This window comes from Rahnella sikkimica (genome assembly GCF_002951615.1).
Lineage (GTDB): Bacteria > Pseudomonadota > Gammaproteobacteria > Enterobacterales > Enterobacteriaceae > Rahnella > Rahnella sikkimica.
This window is the reverse complement of record NZ_CP019062.1, coordinates 4,498,758-4,519,058: the sequence shown is the minus strand read 5'-3', so window position 1 is coordinate 4,519,058 and position 20,301 is coordinate 4,498,758. Positions and strand designations below refer to the sequence as shown.

Genomic DNA, 20,301 nt, shown 5'->3' with positions numbered 1-20,301 from the left:
AAAATACCCGCAGGCATCAGACGTAATCGATTACGTGGCTGCTACATTGATGAATCAAGGTAGCAGCCGCAACAACACACTTCACCGTGAATGCAGCATTTCATCGCTGCACTAAACGCGCTAACGCCTGCTTGTGATCAGGCATATTCGAGGCACCTTCGCGCTCTACTGCCAGGGAGGCAAACGCCGAAGCGTAAGTCGCGGCCTGAACCAGACTTTGCCCATTCGCAATCCCCGAGGCCAGCGCCCCGTTAAAGGCATCACCGGCTCCGGTAGTGTCCACACTCAGTGCCGGGAAGGCAGGAATGTGCTGGAACTGATTACCGTCGAGCAGCAGTGCGCCGCGCGCGCCCATAGTAATAATCACCCGCTTCGCGCCCTGACTGACGATGCGCTGTGCCGCCTCTTTGGCGCTGGCTAAATCCTGTACGTCGATGCCGGAAAGTTGCGACGCCTCGGTTTCGTTGGGTGTAATCACATCAACATACTCAAGACACTCAAGCGCATGGGTCGAGAAAGGCGCCGGATTGAGGATCACTTTCACCCCCAGCGCTTTGGCCAGCTTCATCGCGCTCAACGTGGCAGCGAAATTGTTTTCAAGCTGCACCAGCAACACATCCGAATCTTCAAGCTCGGGCGCGATCGCCGCCACTTCATCTTCACTGATGGTTTTATTGGCACCGGAATAAATGGCAATCATGTTCTCGCCATTTTCCTGCGAGACATAAATGATGGCGTTACCGGTCGGTTCGGTTTCCGACTGATAAAGGGTGAAAGAGTGAATTTCCGAGGACGTCAGGTGATCGTAAGCAAACTGGCTGAACTGGTCTTTGCCCACTTTGGAAACGAAATGGACCTTGGCACCCGCGCGGCTGACCGCGGTGGCCTGATTCGCTCCTTTGCCACCGGGGCCAAGTGTGCTGCCCACCGCCAACAGAGATTCTCCGCCTTTTGGAAAGCGTTCAACTTTAGCCACAATATCGACGTTAAATGACCCCAGAATGCAGACCTTACCGTTCATGTTCTTTCCTTTATTCTGCTGCCCGGCCTGCTTTCTTTTCTGGCTTTGCAGGCGTTTTAGCAACACTTCAAAGTTATCGCCGGTATCGGTAATCAGTTTCGACTGCAAACTCCGGCGAATGACCACTGCACCTCCGTGACAGCGCTGAACCAATTTTTCAGCCGCCAGGGCATTCAGGTCACTGCGAATGGTTTCCCGGGTCACGGTAAACAGGGAGGCCAGCAACTCGACCGTCACCCGCTCGTATTTATCCAGATACTCCAGAATCTGCTGCCGACGCTCTTCAAGAAACATATTCAGCCACCTTTTCTATATTCAGAATAAATGTAAAAAACTGATTAAATAGTGACACTGCTCATAGCCTGACAGGCAAAACGGAAGCAAACAAAAATTGGCGTTGATGAGGTTTGAGAAGGGTTAAGCGGAGAGATTTACAGGATGTGAGGGACGCCCAACCGTAAGGAAAGGAAGGTGAAGGATGCCTGCCTGATATCAGCGGGTGTCATTCTGTGGGTAATTTTCGCGATGCTATCTCTGCAGCAAGGCCACAACAATGTGTCTTTGCTGCAGAGATGCCTTCATTTCAAATCACTTCCCCACATCCCCGTTCCAGCCACCGCCTAGTGCGGCGATCAGTTTGACGCTGGTGACCATCTGGGTGCTTTGCAGCGAAAGCACGCTTTGCTGCTGGGTCAGGCTGGTGTTTTCGGTGGTGGCGACGTCGAGATAGTCGATCATGCCGGCCTGATACTGGTTGTAAGTAACGCGCGCGGATTCTTTCGCGGAGTCGGCGGCGTTCTGGCGGGCAACAAGTTCGGTGTCGATCGTGTGCAGTTCCACCAGATAATCTTCCACTTCCTGCATCGCGGTTAACACGCTCTGGCGATAGCTGGCGACATCGGCGTCATACGCGGCTTCGGCTTGCGCGACTTTTCCGCGCGTAGCCCCGAAATCCAGCACGGTCATGCTGAGTTCCGGCCCCAGCGACCAGACGCGGTTCGGCAGGGAGAACAGGTTATGCAGCGCAGATCCGGTGTAACCACCGCTGGCGCTGAGGGTCAGATCCGGGAAGTATGCCGCGGTGGCGACACCGATCGCGGCGTTGGAAGACGCCATCGTGCGTTCGGCGGCGGCGACATCAGGGCGGCGCTGCAACAGCTGCGATGGCAAGGCATCCGGTACCGGCGGCAGGTTCAGTTTCACGTTGCTCGCCGCCAGGCTGAACTGGGCCGGTGGCTTGCCGATCAGCACCGCAATCGCATGTTCCAGTTGCGCGCGCTGCCATTGCAGGTCAAGCGCAGAGGCTTTGGTGCTTTCCAGCTGCGTCTGCGCCTGTGCCAGCGTGCCACGCGACGTATTCCCGCCCGCATACTGGTTCTGGATCACGGTCAGGTAACGCTGATACGCATCAATGCTTTGTTTATACAGCGCAATTTGCTGATCCATGACGCGAAGCTGGAAATAATCCTGCGCCAGTTCGGACTGGGCACTGAGCGTCGCGTCCGCCAGATCGGCCTTGCTGGCCTGCGCGCTGGCATCCTGCTCTTCCGCCGTGCGGCGAAGTTTGCCCCACAGATCCAGCTCCCAGCTGGCGCTGAGCTGCGCCGATTGTTTGTTGGAAACGGACGATGAGGTGGCGCTGCGCGTGCTGCCTGCGGTCGCGTCGACGGACGGGTAAAGATCAGAACGCGCCTGCGTCACCAGCGCCTGTGCCTGGCGGTACTGCGCGGCGTACTGCGCGACGTTCTGGTTGGAAATCTGTACCTGACTCAGCAGGGAAGAAAGCTGCGGATCCTGATAAACCGACCACCATTCGCCTTTGCTCTGGTTATCTTTCGGAACAGCCGCCGTCCAGCCTTTGGCTTCTTTAAACGCCGTTGGCATCGCAACATCAGGGCGTTTGTAATCCGGGCCGACGGCACAGGCGCTGACCAGCAGAGCCAGCGCCAGCGGCGCCAGACGGAACACGAGAGAACGCGGTTTTTGCAGAGTCATCAGATTCGCTTCAGGGTAAGAATTCATTGTTTTATCAGTCATGAGAGCTGACCTCCGGCGGTGTCGCATGCGGGCGCAAACGGTGCCATAAGCGGTGCGTCGCGCGGCTGGTGCGATCCATATACAGGTAAACCACCGGCGTGGTGAATAAGGTGAGGATCTGACTCAGCGCCAGCCCTCCGGCGATTGCCAGACCCAGCGGACTGCGCAGATCCGCGTCGCCGCCGCTGCCCAGCGCCAACGGTAACGCCCCGAAAAAGGCCGCCAGCGTAGTCATCAGGATCGGACGGAAACGCATCAGACAGGCCTGAGTGATCGCCTGTTGCGGCGATAATCCGAGCCGTCGTTCGGCATCCAGCGCGAAGTCGATCATCATGATCGCATTCTTTTTCACGATGCCGATCAGCAGCAGGATCCCGATCAGCGCGATCACTGTCAGCTGGGTATTGGTCAGCAGCATCAGTAACAACGCGCCCAGACCGGCCGACGGCAGCGTCGAGAGGATCGTCAGCGGATGGATGTAACTTTCATACAACACGCCGAGCACGATATACACCGCCGCCAGCGCCGCCAGAATCAGCCACGGCATGGTTTTGGTCAGCGCTTCAAACGCCTGCGCCGTACCGGCATAACTGCCATGAATGGTATCCGGTAAACCAATCTGCGCCATGGTGGTTTTCAGTGCCGCCTGCGCATCTTCCAGCGCATAACCGTCCGCCAGGTTGAAGGCAATGGTCGTGGTCGCCGTCTGGCCCTGATGCGAAACGGACAGCGGCGAATTCGCCCCGCTGAAGGTCGTAAAGGCGGATAACGGCACCTGCGCGCCCGCGTCCGTCACCACGTAAAGCTGGTGCAGCACGTCCGGGTTGCTGGTGTAATCCGATGTCAGGTTCATCACCACGTGATACTGGTTCAGCGTTTTGTAGATAGTGGCGATCTGCCGCTGGCTGAAGGAGTTATTGAGCAGCGTGTCGATCATCTTCACGTTTACGCCCAACTGCGTGGCGCGATCGCGGTCGATGTTGAGCATGATTTCCTGCCCGCCGGTCTGCGAGTCAGAATCCACGCCGGTCAGTTGCGGAAGTTTCGCCAGCGCTTTCTGCACTTTCGGTGCCCATTCGCGCAGCAGGGAAAGATCGTCGGCCTGCAAACTGTACTGATATTGCGCGTTCGCGCTGCGTCCGCCGATATGCAGATCCTGCGCCGCCATCAGGAACAGCTGCGAGCCCGGCACTTTGGCGGTTGCCATCATCAGACGGTTAGCCACCTGATTGGCGGTCGCAGTACGTTTATCAAAATCCTTCAGGCGCACGAAGAAAGTGGCGGTGTTACGCGCACCAAACCCGCCGCTGCCCGCCGAACTCATCACAGCCTCCACGGCCGGATCGTCCTGAATGATCTTGCTGTATTTCAGCACCTGCGGCTGGATCGACTGGAATGACGTGTTCTGATCCGCACGCAACATGCCCATCAGCATGCCGGTGTCCTGATCCGGGAAGAAGCCTTTTTCCACCACGGTATAGAGATAGAAATTGAGGATCACGGTGAGGAACAGGCCGACCAGCGTGACCAGCTGATGGCGCATCACCCAACCGAGCGCGGCGGAATACGCCGCCAGCAGCCGGTTCAGGCCACGTTCGATCATCCGGTAAATGCGCGGCTGGCGTTTTTCCACCGGCGGTTTACGTTTCAGGAAACGGGCGCACAGCATCGGCGTCAGGCTCAGCGACACCAGCATCGAGATGATCAGCGAAACACTGAGTGTCACCGCAAATTCACGGAACAGACGTCCCACAATACTGCCCATCAGCAGGATCGGGATGAACACGGCGATCAGTGAAAGCGTCATCGAGAGCACGGTAAAGCTGACTTCCTGCGCGCCTTTGAGCGCCGCGCGCACCGGTCCCATGCCTTCCTCGATGTGCCGCGTAATATTTTCCAGCACCACGATGGCGTCATCGACCACGAAGCCGGTCGAGATGATCAGCGCCATCAGCGAGAGGTTATCGAGGCTGTAGCCGAGTAAATACATCACCGCGCAGGTGCCGATTAATGAGACAGGCAGCGCCAGCGCGGGGATCAGCACCGCATTCCAGTTGCGCAGGAAAACGAAAACCACCGCGATCACCAGCAGCGTGGCTTCCAGCAGGGTCATTTCGGTGTCGCGCAGGGAAGCGGAAACGTTCGGCGAGCGGTCGAGCGCCAGATTGAGCTGAACGTCGCCCGGCAGGCTTTCTTTCATCAGCGGCAGCGCGGCTTTAATGGCTTCGATGGTTTCCAGCATGTTCGCGCCAGCCTGACGCGTCACGCCAATCATCACCGACGGTGTGCTGTTGTAATAGCCGACGTTGTATTTATCTTCAACGGAATCATAAACATTGGCGATATCACTGAGGCGGATCGCAGAGCCGTTAATGTAGGTAATAATCAGCGTTTTGTACTGCGCGGCGGTACTTTGCTGGCCGTTGCCTTCAATCATCCACGACTGATTCGCGCCTTGCAGTAACCCTTTTGGCAGGTTGCTGGTGCTGTTGGCAATCGCCTTGCGAATGGTATCGAGAGAAATGCCGTAAGACGTGACCGCCTCCGGGCGCAAATCAATACGCACGCCCGGCAGCGCGGAACCGACCAGCGAAACCTGCCCGACGCCGTTGACCTGCGCGATTTTCTGTTGCAGCTGGCTGGAAGCAATATCGTACAGTTCGCCCTTGCTGCGCGTGGCCGACGTCAGCGCCAGCATGATGATAGGCGCGTCCGACGGGTTCGCTTTGCGGTACGTCGGCAGCGACGGCATGCTGCTCGGCAATAGCGATCGCGAGGCGTTGATCGCCGCCTGCACATCGCGGGCGGCACCGTTAATGTCACGGTCTAAATCAAACTGCAAAATGACGCTGGTGGAGCTTTGCGAGCTGCGCGAGGTCATTTCCGTCACACCGGCGATTTGCCCGAGCGCCCTTTCCAGCGGCGTGGCGACGGTGGCCGCCATGGTTTCCGGGCTGGCACCCGGCAAACTGGCGCTCACCAGAATGGTCGGGAAATCCACCTGCGGCAGCGGCGCGACCGGTAACAGGCGATACCCCAGCAAACCGAGCAGGAGGATCGCCAGCGTCAGCAGCAGTGTCGCGACCGGGCGGAAGATGAAGAAACGCGAGATGTTCATCGGTTATTCCGCCCGCTGTGCTGCACGCCGGTGACGTGGGTTAAGGCGGTGAGATAAACGGTCAAACATCAGGTAGATCACCGGCGTGGAGAACAGCGTCAGGATCTGACTGAAAATTAACCCCCCGACGATCACCAGCCCCAGCGGCTGACGCAGCTCGGCACCGGATCCGCTCGCCAGCATCAGCGGTAATGCGCCCAGCAGCGCGGCCATAGTCGTCATCATGATCGGACGAAAACGCAGTAAACACGCCTGATGGATGGCTTCGCGTGGCGATAAGCCCTGCCGGTTTTCGGCGTCGAGCGCAAAGTCGATCATCATAATGGCGTTCTTTTTCACGATGCCGATCAACAGGATCACCCCGATCAGGGCGATCAGGCTGAATTCCGTTCCGGAGAAGATCAGCGACAGCAACGCCCCGACGGCCGCCGACGGCAGCGTGGACAGGATCGTCACCGGGTGAATAAAGCTTTCATACAGAATGCCCAGCACTACGTACATGGTCAGCAGCGCAGCCAGAATCAGCCACAGCGTGTTGCCGGTGGCGCTTTCAAACGACGCCGCCGCGCCCTGATATCGCAGGGTGATGCTGTCCGGCATGGCAATATCTGCCACGGTGGTTTTGATGGCCTGCTGCGCCTGTTCCAGCGAATAGCCGTCTTTCAGGTTGAACGATACGGTCACCGCCGGGAACTGATTGAGTCGCGCCTGCAACAGCGCGCCGGTGCGCATATGGATTTTCGCAATCGACGTCAGTTTGATCATGCCATTGGTCGCGCCGGAATTGGTGGTGGTCGCGCCGCTGTCAGACGTCGTGGTTGATGCCGTGGTGGCGGTAGTCGCGACCGTACCGGACGAGGACGTGCTGTTGTTGGTCGCCAGATACACATCATCAAACGAGGCAGGAGACTGCTGGAACTGCGGTGCCACTTCGAGCACGACGCGGTACTGGTTTGCCTGGGTAAAGATGGTGGAAACCAGACGCTGGCCGAACGCGTTATACAGCGCGGTATCGACGTCTGACGCCGTAATGCCGTAACGCGCAGCCGCGTCGCGGTCGAGTTCGACATACGCGATCTGCCCCTGATTTTGCAGGTTGCTGACGACATCACCGAACTCCGGCAGGGCGCTGAGTTTCTCCAGCAACGTCGGCGTCCATTCCACCAGATTTTCGCTGTCGGCGTCGTCAAGCGTGAACTGGTACTGGCTTGGCGTGACCTGATCGTCAACGGTCAGATCCTGCGAGGCCTGCATATAAAGCTCAATGCCCGGCACGCCTGCGGTTTCCTGTTTCAGGCGTTCGATAATCGCCGGTGCGCGCTCGCTGCGCTCATCAAAAGATTTCAGGCTGATCTGCAAACGGCCGCTGTTCAGGCTGGTGTTATTGCCGTCCACGCCGATGGTGGAGGCCACGCTTTCGACGTCCGGATCGCTGAGAATTGCCGCCGTCAGTAACTGCTGGCGACGCCCCATTTCACTGAAAGAGACGTCCTGCGAAGCCTGCGTGATGCCCTGAATCATCCCGGTATCCTGCGACGGGAAGAACCCTTTCGGCACAATCACATACAAGAGCGCAGTAAAGACCAACGTCGCGGCCGCCACCAGCAGCGTGATGTTCTGGTGATTGAGCACCACGATCAGCATGCGGTCGTAACCGGCAATGATTTTGTCGAAGAACTCGCCGCCTTTGCGGTAAAATTTGCTCTGTTTTTCTTCCGGCGTGTGGCGCAGTAAATAGGCGCACAGCATCGGTGTCAGCGTCAGGGAAACAATCATCGACACCAGAATCGACACCGCCAGCGTGATCGCAAACTCACGGAACAGACGCCCGACCACGTCTCCCATAAACAGCAATGGGATTAAAACGGCGATCAGCGAGAACGTCAGGGAAATAATGGTGAAGCCGATTTGCTGTGAACCTTTCAGCGCCGCCTGCATTGGCGTTTCGCCCTCTTCCAGCCGCCGCGAAATGTTTTCCACCACCACGATCGCGTCATCGATAACGAAACCGGTGGCGATGGTCAGCGCCATCAGCGAAAGGTTGTTGAGGCTGAAACCACACAGATACATCACGCCAAAAGTACCGACCAGCGAGAGCGGCACGGCAACGCTTGGGATGAGTGTTGCTGCGACATTGCGCAGGAACAGGAAAGTGACCATCACGACCAGCGCAATCGACAACAGCAATTCGAACTGGACGTCGCTGATCGACGCGCGGATGGTTTGCGTCCGGTCAGAAAGAATGCTGACTTTGACCGATTCCGGCAGGGCTTCCTGCAATTTCGGCAACTGCGCTTTAATGGCATCCACCACCTGAATCACGTTCGCGCCCGGCTGACGCTGAACGTTGATAATGATCGCTGGCTGTTTGTTGGCCCAGGCGGATAAATACTGGTTTTCCGGTGCTTCGGACAACGTCGCCACATCGCGTAAACGCAGCGCCGCGCCGTTTTCATAATTCACAATCAGATTGCCGTACTCGTCTGCGGTACGTAACTGGTCGTTGGCATCGATAGTAATAGAGTGATGCGGGCCGTCGAAACCGCCCTTTGAACCGTTAACGTTACTGTTGCCAATCAGCGTATTAATGGTTTCAAGGCTGATGTTGTGCGCCGCCAGTTTGCGCGGATCGACCTGCACGCGAATAGCAGGCTGATGCCCGCCCGCCAGTGTCACCATACCGACGCCGGAAATCTGCGACAGTTTCAGCGCCACGCGGGTATTCACCAGATCCTGCACTTTGGTCAGCGGCAGCGATTCGGATGTCACCGCCAGCGTCAGTACTGCGGCATCCGCCGGGTTCACCTTTTTATAGGTCGGCGGGTTGGGCAGATCGCTGGGCAGCAGGCTGTCGGCGGCATTGATCGCCGCCTGCACTTCCTGTTCAGCGACGTCGAGCGAGAGATCCAGCGAGAATTTCAGCGTGATTATTGAAGAACCGCTGGCGCTGGTGGAATACATCTGGCTTAAGCCCGCCATCTGGCCAAGCTGGCGTTCAAGCGGTGCGGTAATGCCCGACGCCATAACGTCCGGGCTGGCACCCGGATACAGCGTGGTCACCTGAATGGTCGGATAATCGACCTGCGGCAGCGCCGAAGTCGAAAGCATGTTGTAGGCAAAAATCCCCGACAACAGCACGGCGACCATCAGCAAAATGGTCGCGACAGGCCGGAGGATAAAGAGGCGTGAAGGATTCATTTAGATCCGCTGTCTTTACCGGCTTCGTTTTTACCTGCGACAGCGTTGTCCGCGCCGGTGGTGGCTTTATCCACACCGCCGCCTTGCTGACGTTCTTTGGAAGATCCGCCTGCTGCCGCGGCATCCAGGGTGTTGGCCGTCACGATCTGCACTTTCGCGCCATTGGTCAGGCGGTCAATCCCCGTCGTCACCACCTGTTCGCCCGGATTCACACCCGACAAAATAGCGACTTTATCGTCACCGAAGTCCGGCCCGGATTTCACCGAACGACGCTCAATGGTGTTATCCGCTTTCACCACGTAAACGAAATCGCCGTCGCTGCTCAGCTGTAACGCCGCCGCCGGGATCACCGTGGCGTCTTTCAGCACGGACACCTGCAAGCGGGCATTCACAAACTGGTTCGGATACAGCTTTTCATCGGCATTATCAAACAACGCTTTCAGCTTGATGCTGCCGGTGCTGGTGTCAATTTCGTTACTGATAAACTGGAGTTTGCCCTGATCGAGGACTTCGCTGCCGTCCTGATTAAACGCCGTGGTCGGCAGCTGATTTCCGCCACGCAGCGCTTTGAGCAAGGTTTGCAGATTGCTCTGCGGCACGCTGAAAGTCACAGCAATCGGCTGAGTTTGGGTGATCGTAACGATACCGGTCGTGGAACTGCTGGTGACCATATTGCCCGGATCAACCAGACGCAAACCCACGTGCCCGCTGACCGGCGCGGTGATTTTCGCGAATTCAAGATTCAGCTTAGCCGCGGCAATTTGTGCCAGATCGGCTTTCACTGCGCCCGCATACTGACCGGCAGTCGCCATCTGGCTTTCCAGATCCTGACGCGCCAGGGAATCCTGCGCATACAGTTTGCGGTAACGCGCCAGCGTCAGCTCGGCACTTTTCGACAGCGCCTGATTCTGCGCCAGATCGCCCTGATATTGTTCCAGCGTCGCCTGATAGCTGCGCGGATCAATCTGCGCCAGCAACTGCCCCTGTGCGACTTTCTGCCCTTCGGTGAAATACACCTTCATTAACTGCCCATCAACACGGCTGGTCACCGTCACTGTCGCATTCGCCACCACCGTGCCGAGCGCGCGCAGATAAACAGGAACATCCGCCTGCGTGGCTTTTCCTGCCTGCACCGGCGTATCCATGCCCATCATCATCTGGCCACGCATCGCCCGCATTCCGCCCCGACCGCCCGGACCTTTTTTTGCCGTGTGATCAGACGCGCTTTGGTGGAAAGCAAAAAACCAGACCAAAATCGCAGCAACGATAATGGCGACAATAACCCACACGAAGGTGCGTTTTTTGGAACGAGAAGAGGCAGTCGGCAGCATAAATTTCTTGGTTTCACAGTATTAATGGGGAGAAAACAGCTGAAATAAGACCTTCAACCAGAGATTTTCTTATGTACTTTATTTAAAAATGAAAAGCATTCAAAAGTGACAGCACATTATCCCTAAAAGTGCAGGTGGCTGTTTTTAGGACAACGTAAAGATTTCGTTAGCAATTAAGAATTTCCATTTCAATCGCCCGCGTGAATTATACGCGCTCATTTTGCCTCCGGGCATCCCCAATGTTAAGAGGTAAATGAGAATGAATATTGAAGACGCTGACAGAAAAGCATCAGGAAGTGTCAGGTCTTCTCGAAATTTTGTCAGGAAAACGCAGGGTTAGGGCAGGAAACGACCTGCTATGCCACCTGAACGGGTGATAAAACCAGAGGTAAATCCTGAAAATTAGACCTATTGATAATTTATATTGTTTGCGCCGACCCCGACTTGATATGGTTAATTTTCTGATTGTTATTCAGCTTCATGGCAGGGACCCAGACGAATGCAGACAAAATTTCAATCCAGACCGGTCATTGGTGTCACGCTGGACAGCGAAGACGCCGGAGGTTATGCCGATTTTCCCTGGTATGCCTTGCGTCAGAATTACATGAGCAGCCTGGCAGCGCTGGGCGCAGTACCGCTGGCGTTGCCCCATCACGCAGAACTGGCCGATGAATATCTGGCACTGTGCGACGCAATTGTCGTGACCGGCGGCGCGTTTGATGTCCCTCCTGAGTTATTTAACGAAACGCAAAACAGCGATCAGGTGCGCCTGAAACCGGGCCGTACTGCATTCGAAAAGGCCATCGTCAAAGGCGCGATGCAGCGCAATATGCCGCTGCTGGGCATTTGCGGTGGTCAGCAACTGCTGGCGGTTTTAACCGGCGGCACGTTGCATCAGCATATTCCCGATGCACTGCCCGACGCGCTGGAGCACAGCACGACCGTGGATACCGAAAATGCCGGTGGCAAAAAACGCGCACGGCATCCGGTTGAAATTGTGGAAGGCACGTTGCTGAGCCGTTCGGTCGACCGCGATCATTATGAAGTGAACAGCTCCCATCATCAGGCGGTGAAAACTGTTGGACCGGGTTGCATCATCAATGCTTATGCACCGGACGGCGTGATCGAAGGCATTGAGTGCGAAGGATATGATTTCTGCCTTGGCGTGCAGTGGCATCCGGAATATCAGCAACATCAGCAGGATACGCAATTGCTAAACGCGTTTGTCACGGCAGCGTCGCGCTATCAGCACGCCATGCGTTCTGCCGGTAAAGCGATGACAGAGGTGATGAACGACGTGATTGCGCGTACCGGAAACGAAAAGGCATGAGTCAGCCCGCGCTGAAAGCCAGAACCGATCTGATTCTGCGCGAACTGAATATCGACCCGGACGTTATCGCGCACCGCACGCTGCCGTACTTCGAAGAGGTCAGTGAGCACTTACTGGTGGAGGCTGAAACCGACGCTGACACCGGTAAAATCTACCGGCTGACCGCGCCCGCCACGCAGGCATGGCGTGAAATGAAACAGCAGGCCGCTGCTGACGGCGTGGGCATTTACCTGGTTTCCGCCTGGCGCAGCCTCGATTATCAGGCCGGTTTAATCCGCACCAAACAAGCCGCCGGGATCGCGCCGGAAGACTTTTTCACCTCGCTGGCACCGCCCGGATGCAGTGAACATCACACCGGCTGCGCCGTGGATATCAACACCCCCGGCTGCGACGAAGTCACCGGCATCTTCGGCGAAACCGGCGCTTTCCGCTGGCTTGAGGCCAACGCCGCGCACTATGGCTTTGCGATGTCTTTCCCGCCGGATAATCCGTGGGGATTCATTTATGAACCGTGGCACTGGTGCTGGCATCCGGCAAAATAGTGAGTGACGCCCGTCACATCTGCCATAACTAAAATTGTCCCCATAACATTTATCTGTTAGGCCAATTTTCTGTTTCATTTTTAGAACAAATAAAACACACTATGCCTTCAGAAGGCCTTCCGCGTCGAAGGCCTGATCTTTACACCTTCTTAAAAAGTCATAAATTTCAATGCAATCAGATACCGTTTCGCGCAGGACAGCATGGCTTCGCGTTGTGATGATGGCTATTGCCGCGTTCATCTTCAACACCACTGAATTTGTGCCTGTCGGGCTGCTTTCCGACATCGCCGCCAGTTTCAATATGCAGACAGCACAGGTTGGCCTGATGCTCACCATCTATGCGTGGGTCGTCGCACTGATGTCGCTGCCGCTGATGCTGCTGACCCGCAATATTGAGCGAAAGCGCTTACTGATCGCGATTTTTATCCTGTTTATCGCCAGCCACATTTTGTCCGTTGTTGCCTGGGATTTCTGGAGTCTGGTCGCGTCCCGCGTCGGTATCGCCCTCGCCCATGCCATTTTCTGGTCGATTACGGCATCGCTGGCAATCCGCGTTGCGCCGGCCGGTAAAAAAACACAGGCGCTCAGTATGTTAGCTACCGGCACCGCGCTGGCGATGGTGCTCGGGCTGCCGCTCGGACGTCTGATTGGTCAGTATCTCGGCTGGCGTACCACGTTTATGAGCATCGGCGTCGTCGCACTGCTGACGCTGATTTGCCTGATTAAACTGCTGCCGCCGCTGCCAAGCGAACATACCGGTTCGCTGAAAAGCGTGCCGATGCTGTTCCGTCGTCCGGCGCTGGTGGGGATGTATATTCTGACGGCGCTGATAGTGACCGCTCACTATACGGCGTACAGCTATATCGAGCCGTTCATCCAGACCATTGCAAATATGGGTGAAAACTTCACCACGTTCCTGCTGCTGATCTTCGGCGGTGCAGGGATTTTCGGCAGCATCCTGTTTAGCGTGCTCGGCAACCGTTTCCCGGCTGCGATGCTCAGTGGCCCGATTCTGATGGTGACGCTCAGCATGTTGTTACTGTTTGTCGCCGTGATGAATCCGGTCGCTATTTCAATACTTTGCGTCGTCTGGGGCCTGGCAATGATGATTATTGGTCTGGCGATGCAGGTACGCGTGCTGGCGCTGGCGAACGATGCGACCGACGTTTCGATGTCGCTGCTTTCCGGCATCTACAATCTCGGTATCGGCGCGGGCGCGCTGCTTGGTAATCAGGTGAGTTTGCACCTGGAAATGAGCAACGTCGGTTATGCCGGTGGCCTGCTCGGGTGTATCGCGTTTATCTGGTGCCTGACGATTTTCAAACGTTATCCGCAGCTCAAAGTGACGAACTGACGGGGAAAACCGTCTCCGACAAGACCGAATACGATCCCGGTATTCGGTCTTTTTGTTTATGGTTTCAACGTAATAACTTGAGATTCCCTGTCAGCGATTTAATCCACTTTTCCGGCCCGACAAAACCGACGCCATCCAGCACTTCATCGTATAAATCCCGCATCGGGAAAGCTTGTTCGTATTCCTCAAACGTATGCATCGTGCGGGCAAACACCGGGAATGGCACGATGCTGCGCTCCCCTTCCGCCTCAAGGGCTTTAAACATCAGCGCTTTAATGTGATCCGGCGTCGCCTGTAAAATCGGCAGCGGGTATTTCGAAATTACGTCGGTGGTCATTCCTTTCGCATCACACAGCGAATTACCCGCCAGCATCGGAAATTTTGCCGCCAGACCGATACCAATGACTCCCGCCGTATTCGCCAGTAAGCCGGGCGGAAGATCAGGATTGAGGATAATGGCCAGCCGGAGAGTGTCTGTCATGTTTGCGCCCTTTTTCATCGTTATTGATGCCAAAATCATAACCGCCTGCGGCTGAAAGGTGCTTTCTTTTATCGCCGTAAAATGCCCTAATCAGGTTATTCCTTTCTAAAAATACTCTAAAAAAGGCAGGTTATGTCTACATCAGAAATTTTACCGGCAGACCTTCGCATCCTCGGGCAGCTTCAAAAATCAGGGCGCATGACCAATCAGGAACTGGCCGAAAAAGTCGGCATGGCGGCGTCACCCTGCTGGCGGCGGATGAAACAACTGGAAGAGAGCGGCGTGATTACCGGTTATCAGGCCAATATCGACAGAAAAAAAATTGGCCTCGGGCTGCTGGCGTTTATCCGCGTGAAGATCGACAGCCACAGCGAGGAAGATGCGCAGCGTTTTGAGCAACAGGTTGGCGCGTTGCCATCGGTGATTGCCTGCTATGCGATTGCCGGTGATGCAGATTTTTTGTTGCAGGTGGTGGCGAAAGATCTCGACAGTTTTTCCAGTTTTGCGATGGAAGTCGTGCGGCGTTTGCCTGGGATTAAAGAGATGCAGACTTCGTTCGTACTGAGGGAAGTCAAACCGCTGGATGCGTTGCCGCTGGACGGTTTATAGCATTATACCCGGCGGGCAACGGTTTACTTTGGTGGCTTCCCGCTTTAAATTTTAACCTGCTATCTGCGAGGCAAAACCAGTAAAGATGTCACATAGGGGTTTTAAGATGTTTTGAATGAAATAACGCTTATCCGGCGTGATTACTAAATAGTCATGCAATAAAATGCGCATAAATATGCAAAATGTCTTTTACCCGACGCCGGTTTTGCGATATTAATATAGGCATTGAGACCTTTACCAGACTGACCTAATTCATACAGGATTTTATCGATGACAACTATTCTTAAGCACCTTCCTATCAACCAGCGCGTGGGCATTGCTTTCTCCGGCGGTCTGGACACCAGTGCCGCGCTGCTTTGGATGCAGAAGAAAGGGGCGATTCCTTATGCTTATACGGCCAACCTGGGCCAGCCTGATGAAGAAGATTACGATGCCATTCCGCGTAAAGCGATGGAGTATGGCGCAGAGAAAGCTCGCCTGATTGATTGCCGTAAACAACTGGTTGCGGAAGGGATTGCGGCCATTCAATGCGGCGCATTCCATAACACCACGGCGGGTGTCACTTATTTCAACACCACTCCGCTGGGCCGTGCCGTTACCGGCACCATGCTGGTTGCCGCGATGAAAGAAGACGGCGTGAACATCTGGGGTGACGGCAGCACATACAAAGGTAACGATATCGAGCGTTTCTATCGTTACGGCCTGCTGACCAATGCTGAACTGAAAATTTATAAACCGTGGCTGGATACCGACTTTATCGATGAACTCGGTGGTCGCCATGAAATGTCAGAGTTTATGATTGCATCCGGTTTCGATTACAAAATGTCGACCGAGAAAGCCTATTCAACCGACTCCAACATGCTGGGCGCGACGCACGAAGCCAAAGATTTGGAATTCCTCGATTCCGGCGTCAAAATCGTTAACCCGATTATGGGCGTTAAATTCTGGGACGAGAATGTTGTCGTGAAAGCGGAAGAAGTGTCCGTCCGTTTCGAGCGCGGCTACCCTGTTGCCCTGAATGGCGTGACCTTTGACGACAGCGTTGAGCTGATGATGGAAGCCAACCGCATCGGTGGCCGTCATGGTTTGGGCATGAGCGATCAGATTGAAAACCGTATTATCGAAGCCAAAAGCCGTGGCATTTACGAAGCCCCTGGGATGGCACTTCTGCACATCGCCTACGAACGTCTGCTGACCGGTATTCATAACGAAGATACCATCGAGCAATATCATGCGAATGGCCGTGTTCTGGGACGCCTGTTGTATCAGGGCCGTTGGTTCGATCCTCAGGCGCTGATGCTGCGTGACTCCGCTCAGCGTTGGGTCGCCAGCGAAATCACCGGTGAAGTGACTCTGGAACTGCGTCGTGGCAATGACTACACCATCATGAATACGGTGTCTGAGAATCTGACTTACAAACCAGAACGTCTGACCATGGAGAAAGGTGATTCCGTGTTCTCACCAGACGATCGTATTGGTCAGCTGACCATGCGTAATCTGGATATCACCGATACACGCGAGAAGCTGCAAAACTATCACGAGACAGGGCTGCTGACCTCTTCTGCCTCTACCGGTTTACCGCAGGTCGATAACAATAATCTGCCAGCGCGCGGATTACAGGCTAAGAACAAGTAATTGTTGTTCGCATAGAATGAAGCAGGTTTGGGTGAATCGCCTGAACCTGCTTGATTAAAACCAAATTCTCCCCGCCTTCCGTTTACACTCCCTCATAGTAATCACCTGTTTATATTCGCTTTTCTATTATTTAATCAAATTTTTGACAGGCAAAAGCAACGTACAGAAAATACTAATAAAAGTGATTGTGTAAGGAATTTTTTGGTAATGACTAGATTTAGAGGAAGAAGCTTTTGGAGCGGTGAAGGGCTTATAACTCACCATTCAATATATTGTTTTATAAGTATATTAATTTAAATTATTTTTACATACCCCCAAATGTTCCCACAGAAAACTTTCTGTCGAGTAAACATGTAGATTTTAGGGACTTTTTAAGGCTGTAAGACAAACGGGAGGTGTGGAGCGCAGAGCCTAACTGTTAACTGAAGATCGCATTATCTTTTTCTTGCTAAACATGCCGATGATGAATCAATTATAAAAAATAATAATGACCACATCTGCCAGATTACCTTTCTTTCTTTAAGAGGCAATTCGACCTAGCTAATTTATTTTATTAAATAAAAAATAACATATTGAAAAAGTTATGCCTTATCGTCGTTAGCAACAGGGCCATTCGCAAATTCGTCATTGAAAAGATGCCTTGGAAAACCCGCAGAACTAATTCCCATCGATGTATAAGGGCATCCTGGGAGTACTGGCTTAGTATCGATATGGTCAGCAACTTGTTTAAGCCACGTTGAATTTGGACCTATTTTTTTAACTAAAAACCAAAGAATTAAGATATCCATAAATATCCTTTCCTTTGCATTGTCGTTGAGGTTTTTGGTGTTAAAGTATTCATTTTCCAATTTGGGCAAAGGGTTATGTTTTCTATTCCAAATCCTAGAGTGATGTGCGCATCGGTTTCTTAATATGTTTAATGCGACAAGCCACTGTTCGAAAACACGCCTGTTATCCACCCCTAACCTTTGGATTATCTTATCTTGCCAATTTCCTTTAAGCATCGAATAGTATTTTGACATTTGGCCGAAATCCCAAGTTTCTACGGCAACCCAGAATGGTATTTCTTTATCTTCTTGCTTATGCCACGCGATACATTCATCGCGACTTTCCGAGATCTTTTGCTCTTGTTTGCGCAACCATTTTCCATAGCTAGATAGCTCACCTTGACGGGAGGATAAATACCTAGGGTTAATAGCATTGTCATTAAGATAAGCTAACGGACTTCCCCTACCTACTTCATGAGCAATAACAGATCTTATATGTATTTCAATTCGCTCTAAAGCATCCATCATTAATAAGCGAAGCTTCTTATCAAAGAGATAAAGCTTATAGGCATCTTCAAAGTTAGTATTTTCAAGAAATTTATCAGATCGATATGAATATCCATCATCACTGGAAACTATAATTTTTGATGTATACCAGAACCCTGATAGGCGATAATAACCTACTTGAGAAAGCTTACGTATAGCTCTTACCTGATCGCCTATTTCCATGCCTCTTTCCAAAAGCATTTGGATTTGTTCTTCGTATTCTTTATGTGGTTTAGCTGCAATCATTAGGTTATTGCACGGCAAGTTAAGAGCTAAAAATAGAAGGCCCGACCGTGAAATCTTTGGTAACCTAGGTTACTTTAGAAACAGGGGATCGGGCTCAGTTGCTACTAAATCTATACTATTTAATGAACCTGTCAATGCTGGTGTTAAAAGTTCTACTGTCTAGTCGATGGAACATAATGCAGACAACTATATATTGTGTGTGAAAAACAAAGACACCCCAATAAGATGTATTAATAGTCTATACCTATCAATTTAAATAGTTATCAGCTATCTTCATTAGAGAAATCTAACTCTCTGATTATCTTAATTATACCTGCTCGGCCAAATCACCTCCGGCCTCACCCCCAGCGCCTCCGCAATCAGCCTCTCGCCCTTCGGCCATTTACGCACTAACGCATTCGACAATATTGCCGAACTGAGGCCAGCCAGACGGGAAACCGCAGCCACAGAAGTGCCTTTCTTTTTGAGTGCGGCGATGATGTCCGCGCTGTGCCAATCCTGATTCATGGTCAAACTCCTTTTTAATACAAATTCCAAGCTTCTGTATAGTTATACAAAAGTGGGTCGGTTAGGTGGGTTAAGTCGGTTAACTCACGCAATGCACTGATTTTATTTAAATTAATTCGATTAATTTACCCGACTTAGCATTTTTAAAGGTCGGTTAAATCTCTTTCAGGTCGGTTAGATTATCGAGAGCGAATTCAGAAGGTCGGTTAAATGGGGGCAAAGTCGGTTAAAGGTCGGGTAAATTGAGCCTGTAATTAAAATTGTGTAATTGCCTGTTTTTGATATGTTCACTCCAACTGAGGAGACAGGCAAATTATGGACGAAAAGAAACTTAAGGCACTCGCTGCCGAACTGGCGAAAGGCATCAAAACCGAAGCTGACCTCAATGCATTTTCTCGTATGCTGACGAAATTAACCGTCGAAACAGCACTGAATGCTGGACTGACAGAGCACCTCGGGCACGAGAAAAATGCCCCAAAATCAGGCTCGAATACGCGCAACGGCTATTCATACAAAACGCTTCTGTGCGATGACGGCGAAATCGAGCTAAACACGCCACGTGACCGTGAAAATTCCTTCGAGCCGCAGCTGATAAAGAAAAACCAGACGCGTATCACGCAGATGGACAGCCAGATTTTGTCCCTGTACGCCAAAGGCATGACGACCCGTGAGATCGTCGCCACCTTCAAAGAAATGTACGATGCTGATGTCTCGCCTGCGTTGATATCGAAAGTCACCGACGCGGTTAAAGAGCAGGTTATCGAGTGGCAAAATCGGCCTCTGTAGTCTCTCTATCCCATTGTTTATCTTGACTGTATCGTGGTAAAGGTTCGTCACAATGGTTCTGTCATTAACAAAGCCGTCTTCCTCGCGCTGGGTATTAATACCGAAGGTCAAAAGGAACTGCTGGGTATGTGGATAGCGGAAAATGAAGGCGCGAAGTTCTGGCTTAATGTCCTGACTGAACTCAAAAATCGGGGTCTTCAGGATATCCTGATTGCCTGTGTCGATGGCCTGAAGGGCTTCCCCGATGCCATAAACAGCGTATATCCCCAGACGCATATTCAGCTTTGCATCATCCACATGGTGCGTAACAGCCTGAAATACGTGTCATGGAAGGACTACAAAGGCGTCACCAGCGGGCTGAAAGCCGTCTACCAGTCACCGACGGAAGAAGGCGCGTTGCAGGCGCTGGAAGACTTCGCGGGCCTCTGGGACGATAAATATCCGCAGATCAGCAGAAGCTGGCGTGCGCACTGGGAGAATCTGAATACGTTCTTCGGTTACCCGCCGGATATCCGCAAAGCGATCTACACCAAGAATGCCATCGAGTCACTGAACAGCGTGATCCGCCAGGCAATCAAGAAACGTAAGGCGTTCCCAACGGATGACTCGGTGCGCAAAGTGATTTACCTTGCGATCCAGTCGGCGTCGAAAAAATGGAGCATGCCGATCCAGAACTGGCGGCTGGCGATGAGTCGTTTTATTATCGAGTTCGGCGACCGCATTGACGGCCACCTTTAATTAATAGCGGTGGCAGTTACACAGAATGATTTACAGCCCCTTTACAGGGTCCATT

Annotated in this window: 13 protein-coding genes and 1 pseudogene; 6 read left to right on the top strand and 8 right to left on the bottom strand. The window is 53.2% G+C overall.

What is annotated here, in order from left to right; genetic code table 11:
* Positions 1 to 100: 100 nt before the first annotated feature.
* From rbsK to BV494_RS20890, 5 genes are all read right to left on the bottom strand, one after another.
* Positions 101 to 1,315 carry a ribokinase gene (rbsK, locus tag BV494_RS20910; RefSeq protein WP_104924560.1) on the bottom strand — a complete coding sequence of 405 codons (1,215 nt, stop codon included), beginning with the start codon at positions 1,313 to 1,315 and terminating at the stop codon, positions 101 to 103.
* A 294-nt stretch (positions 1,316 to 1,609) separates the two neighbouring features.
* Entirely contained in the window at positions 1,610 to 3,016 is a 1,407-nt protein-coding gene (locus BV494_RS20905) for an efflux transporter outer membrane subunit (protein WP_439958394.1), read from the bottom strand.
* 34 nt (positions 3,017 to 3,050) lie between these two features.
* Entirely contained in the window at positions 3,051 to 6,176 is a 3,126-nt protein-coding gene (locus tag BV494_RS20900) for an efflux RND transporter permease subunit (RefSeq protein ID WP_104924558.1), read from the bottom strand.
* Between the two features lie 3 nt (positions 6,177 to 6,179).
* Positions 6,180 to 9,374: an efflux RND transporter permease subunit gene (locus tag BV494_RS20895; RefSeq protein WP_104924557.1), complete on the bottom strand. Its 3,195-nt coding sequence runs from the start codon at positions 9,372 to 9,374 to the stop codon at positions 6,180 to 6,182.
* Complete coding sequence (locus BV494_RS20890; protein ID WP_104924556.1) at positions 9,371 to 10,705, bottom strand: MdtA/MuxA family multidrug efflux RND transporter periplasmic adaptor subunit; 1,335 nt, start codon at positions 10,703 to 10,705, stop codon at positions 9,371 to 9,373. Before BV494_RS20890 ends, BV494_RS20895 begins: the two co-directional genes overlap by 4 nt.
* A 499-nt stretch (positions 10,706 to 11,204) precedes the next feature.
* On the opposite strand from BV494_RS20890, the gene BV494_RS20885 reads away from it, so the two are divergent.
* The 3 genes from BV494_RS20885 (at position 11,205) to BV494_RS20875 (ending at position 13,931) form a co-directional block, all read left to right on the top strand.
* Positions 11,205 to 12,035, top strand: a complete 831-nt coding sequence (locus BV494_RS20885) for a gamma-glutamyl-gamma-aminobutyrate hydrolase family protein (RefSeq protein WP_104924555.1) — start codon at positions 11,205 to 11,207, stop codon at positions 12,033 to 12,035.
* Positions 12,032 to 12,577, top strand: coding sequence for a M15 family metallopeptidase (locus BV494_RS20880; protein WP_104924554.1), 546 nt, complete (start codon positions 12,032 to 12,034; stop codon positions 12,575 to 12,577). The genes BV494_RS20885 and BV494_RS20880 overlap by 4 nt, the downstream gene beginning before the upstream one ends.
* A gap of 169 nt (positions 12,578 to 12,746) precedes the next feature.
* Complete coding sequence (locus BV494_RS20875; RefSeq protein ID WP_104924553.1) at positions 12,747 to 13,931, top strand: sugar transporter; 1,185 nt, start codon at positions 12,747 to 12,749, stop codon at positions 13,929 to 13,931.
* 64 nt (positions 13,932 to 13,995) lie between these two features.
* Here BV494_RS20875 and BV494_RS20870 read toward each other — a convergent pair whose 3' ends face one another.
* Entirely contained in the window at positions 13,996 to 14,412 is a 417-nt protein-coding gene (locus tag BV494_RS20870) for a DUF2000 domain-containing protein (protein ID WP_104924862.1), read from the bottom strand.
* Positions 14,413 to 14,544: 132 nt separating this feature from the next.
* On the opposite strand from BV494_RS20870, the gene BV494_RS20865 reads away from it, so the two are divergent.
* Complete coding sequence (locus BV494_RS20865; protein WP_104924552.1) at positions 14,545 to 15,021, top strand: Lrp/AsnC family transcriptional regulator; 477 nt, start codon at positions 14,545 to 14,547, stop codon at positions 15,019 to 15,021.
* A 270-nt stretch (positions 15,022 to 15,291) separates the two neighbouring features.
* The gene (gene argG / locus BV494_RS20860; protein ID WP_104924551.1) at positions 15,292 to 16,656 is read left to right on the top strand and encodes an argininosuccinate synthase; all 1,365 of its coding nucleotides are present in this window, start codon (positions 15,292 to 15,294) and stop codon (positions 16,654 to 16,656) included.
* Between the two features lie 581 nt (positions 16,657 to 17,237).
* Here argG and BV494_RS20855 read toward each other — a convergent pair.
* Positions 17,238 to 18,215, bottom strand: a complete 978-nt coding sequence (locus BV494_RS20855; protein ID WP_104924550.1) for an Abi family protein — start codon at positions 18,213 to 18,215, stop codon at positions 17,238 to 17,240.
* A gap of 303 nt (positions 18,216 to 18,518) precedes the next feature.
* On the bottom strand, positions 18,519 to 18,722 hold the full coding sequence (locus BV494_RS20850) for a helix-turn-helix domain-containing protein (protein WP_104924549.1): 204 nt from the start codon (positions 18,720 to 18,722) through the stop codon (positions 18,519 to 18,521).
* A 315-nt stretch (positions 18,723 to 19,037) separates the two neighbouring features.
* Here BV494_RS20850 and BV494_RS20845 point away from each other — a divergent pair.
* A pseudogene (locus BV494_RS20845) lies at positions 19,038 to 20,246 on the top strand (IS256 family transposase).
* Positions 20,247 to 20,301: the final 55 nt, after the last annotated feature.

Bases quoted from the DNA above. Each gene is read 5' to 3' on its own strand.
- BV494_RS20850 (WP_104924549.1), bottom strand. From the start codon at position 18,722: ATGAATCAGGATTGGCACAGCGCGGACATCATCGCCGCACTCAAAAAG.
- rbsK (WP_104924560.1), bottom strand. From the start codon at position 1,315: ATGTTTCTTGAAGAGCGTCGGCAGCAGATTCTGGAGTATCTGGATAAA.
- BV494_RS20865 (WP_104924552.1), top strand. From the start codon at position 14,545: ATGTCTACATCAGAAATTTTACCGGCAGACCTTCGCATCCTCGGGCAG.
- BV494_RS20905 (WP_439958394.1), bottom strand. From the start codon at position 3,016: ATGACTCTGCAAAAACCGCGTTCTCTCGTGTTCCGTCTGGCGCCGCTG.
- BV494_RS20900 (WP_104924558.1), bottom strand. From the start codon at position 6,176: ATGAACATCTCGCGTTTCTTCATCTTCCGCCCGGTCGCGACACTGCTG.
- BV494_RS20855 (WP_104924550.1), bottom strand. From the start codon at position 18,215: ATGATTGCAGCTAAACCACATAAAGAATACGAAGAACAAATCCAAATG.
- BV494_RS20870 (WP_104924862.1), bottom strand. From the start codon at position 14,412: ATGACAGACACTCTCCGGCTGGCCATTATCCTCAATCCTGATCTTCCG.
- BV494_RS20890 (WP_104924556.1), bottom strand. From the start codon at position 10,705: ATGCTGCCGACTGCCTCTTCTCGTTCCAAAAAACGCACCTTCGTGTGG.
- BV494_RS20880 (WP_104924554.1), top strand. From the start codon at position 12,032: ATGAGTCAGCCCGCGCTGAAAGCCAGAACCGATCTGATTCTGCGCGAA.
- BV494_RS20895 (WP_104924557.1), bottom strand. From the start codon at position 9,374: ATGAATCCTTCACGCCTCTTTATCCTCCGGCCTGTCGCGACCATTTTG.
- BV494_RS20875 (WP_104924553.1), top strand. From the start codon at position 12,747: ATGCAATCAGATACCGTTTCGCGCAGGACAGCATGGCTTCGCGTTGTG.
- BV494_RS20885 (WP_104924555.1), top strand. From the start codon at position 11,205: ATGCAGACAAAATTTCAATCCAGACCGGTCATTGGTGTCACGCTGGAC.
- argG (WP_104924551.1), top strand. From the start codon at position 15,292: ATGACAACTATTCTTAAGCACCTTCCTATCAACCAGCGCGTGGGCATT.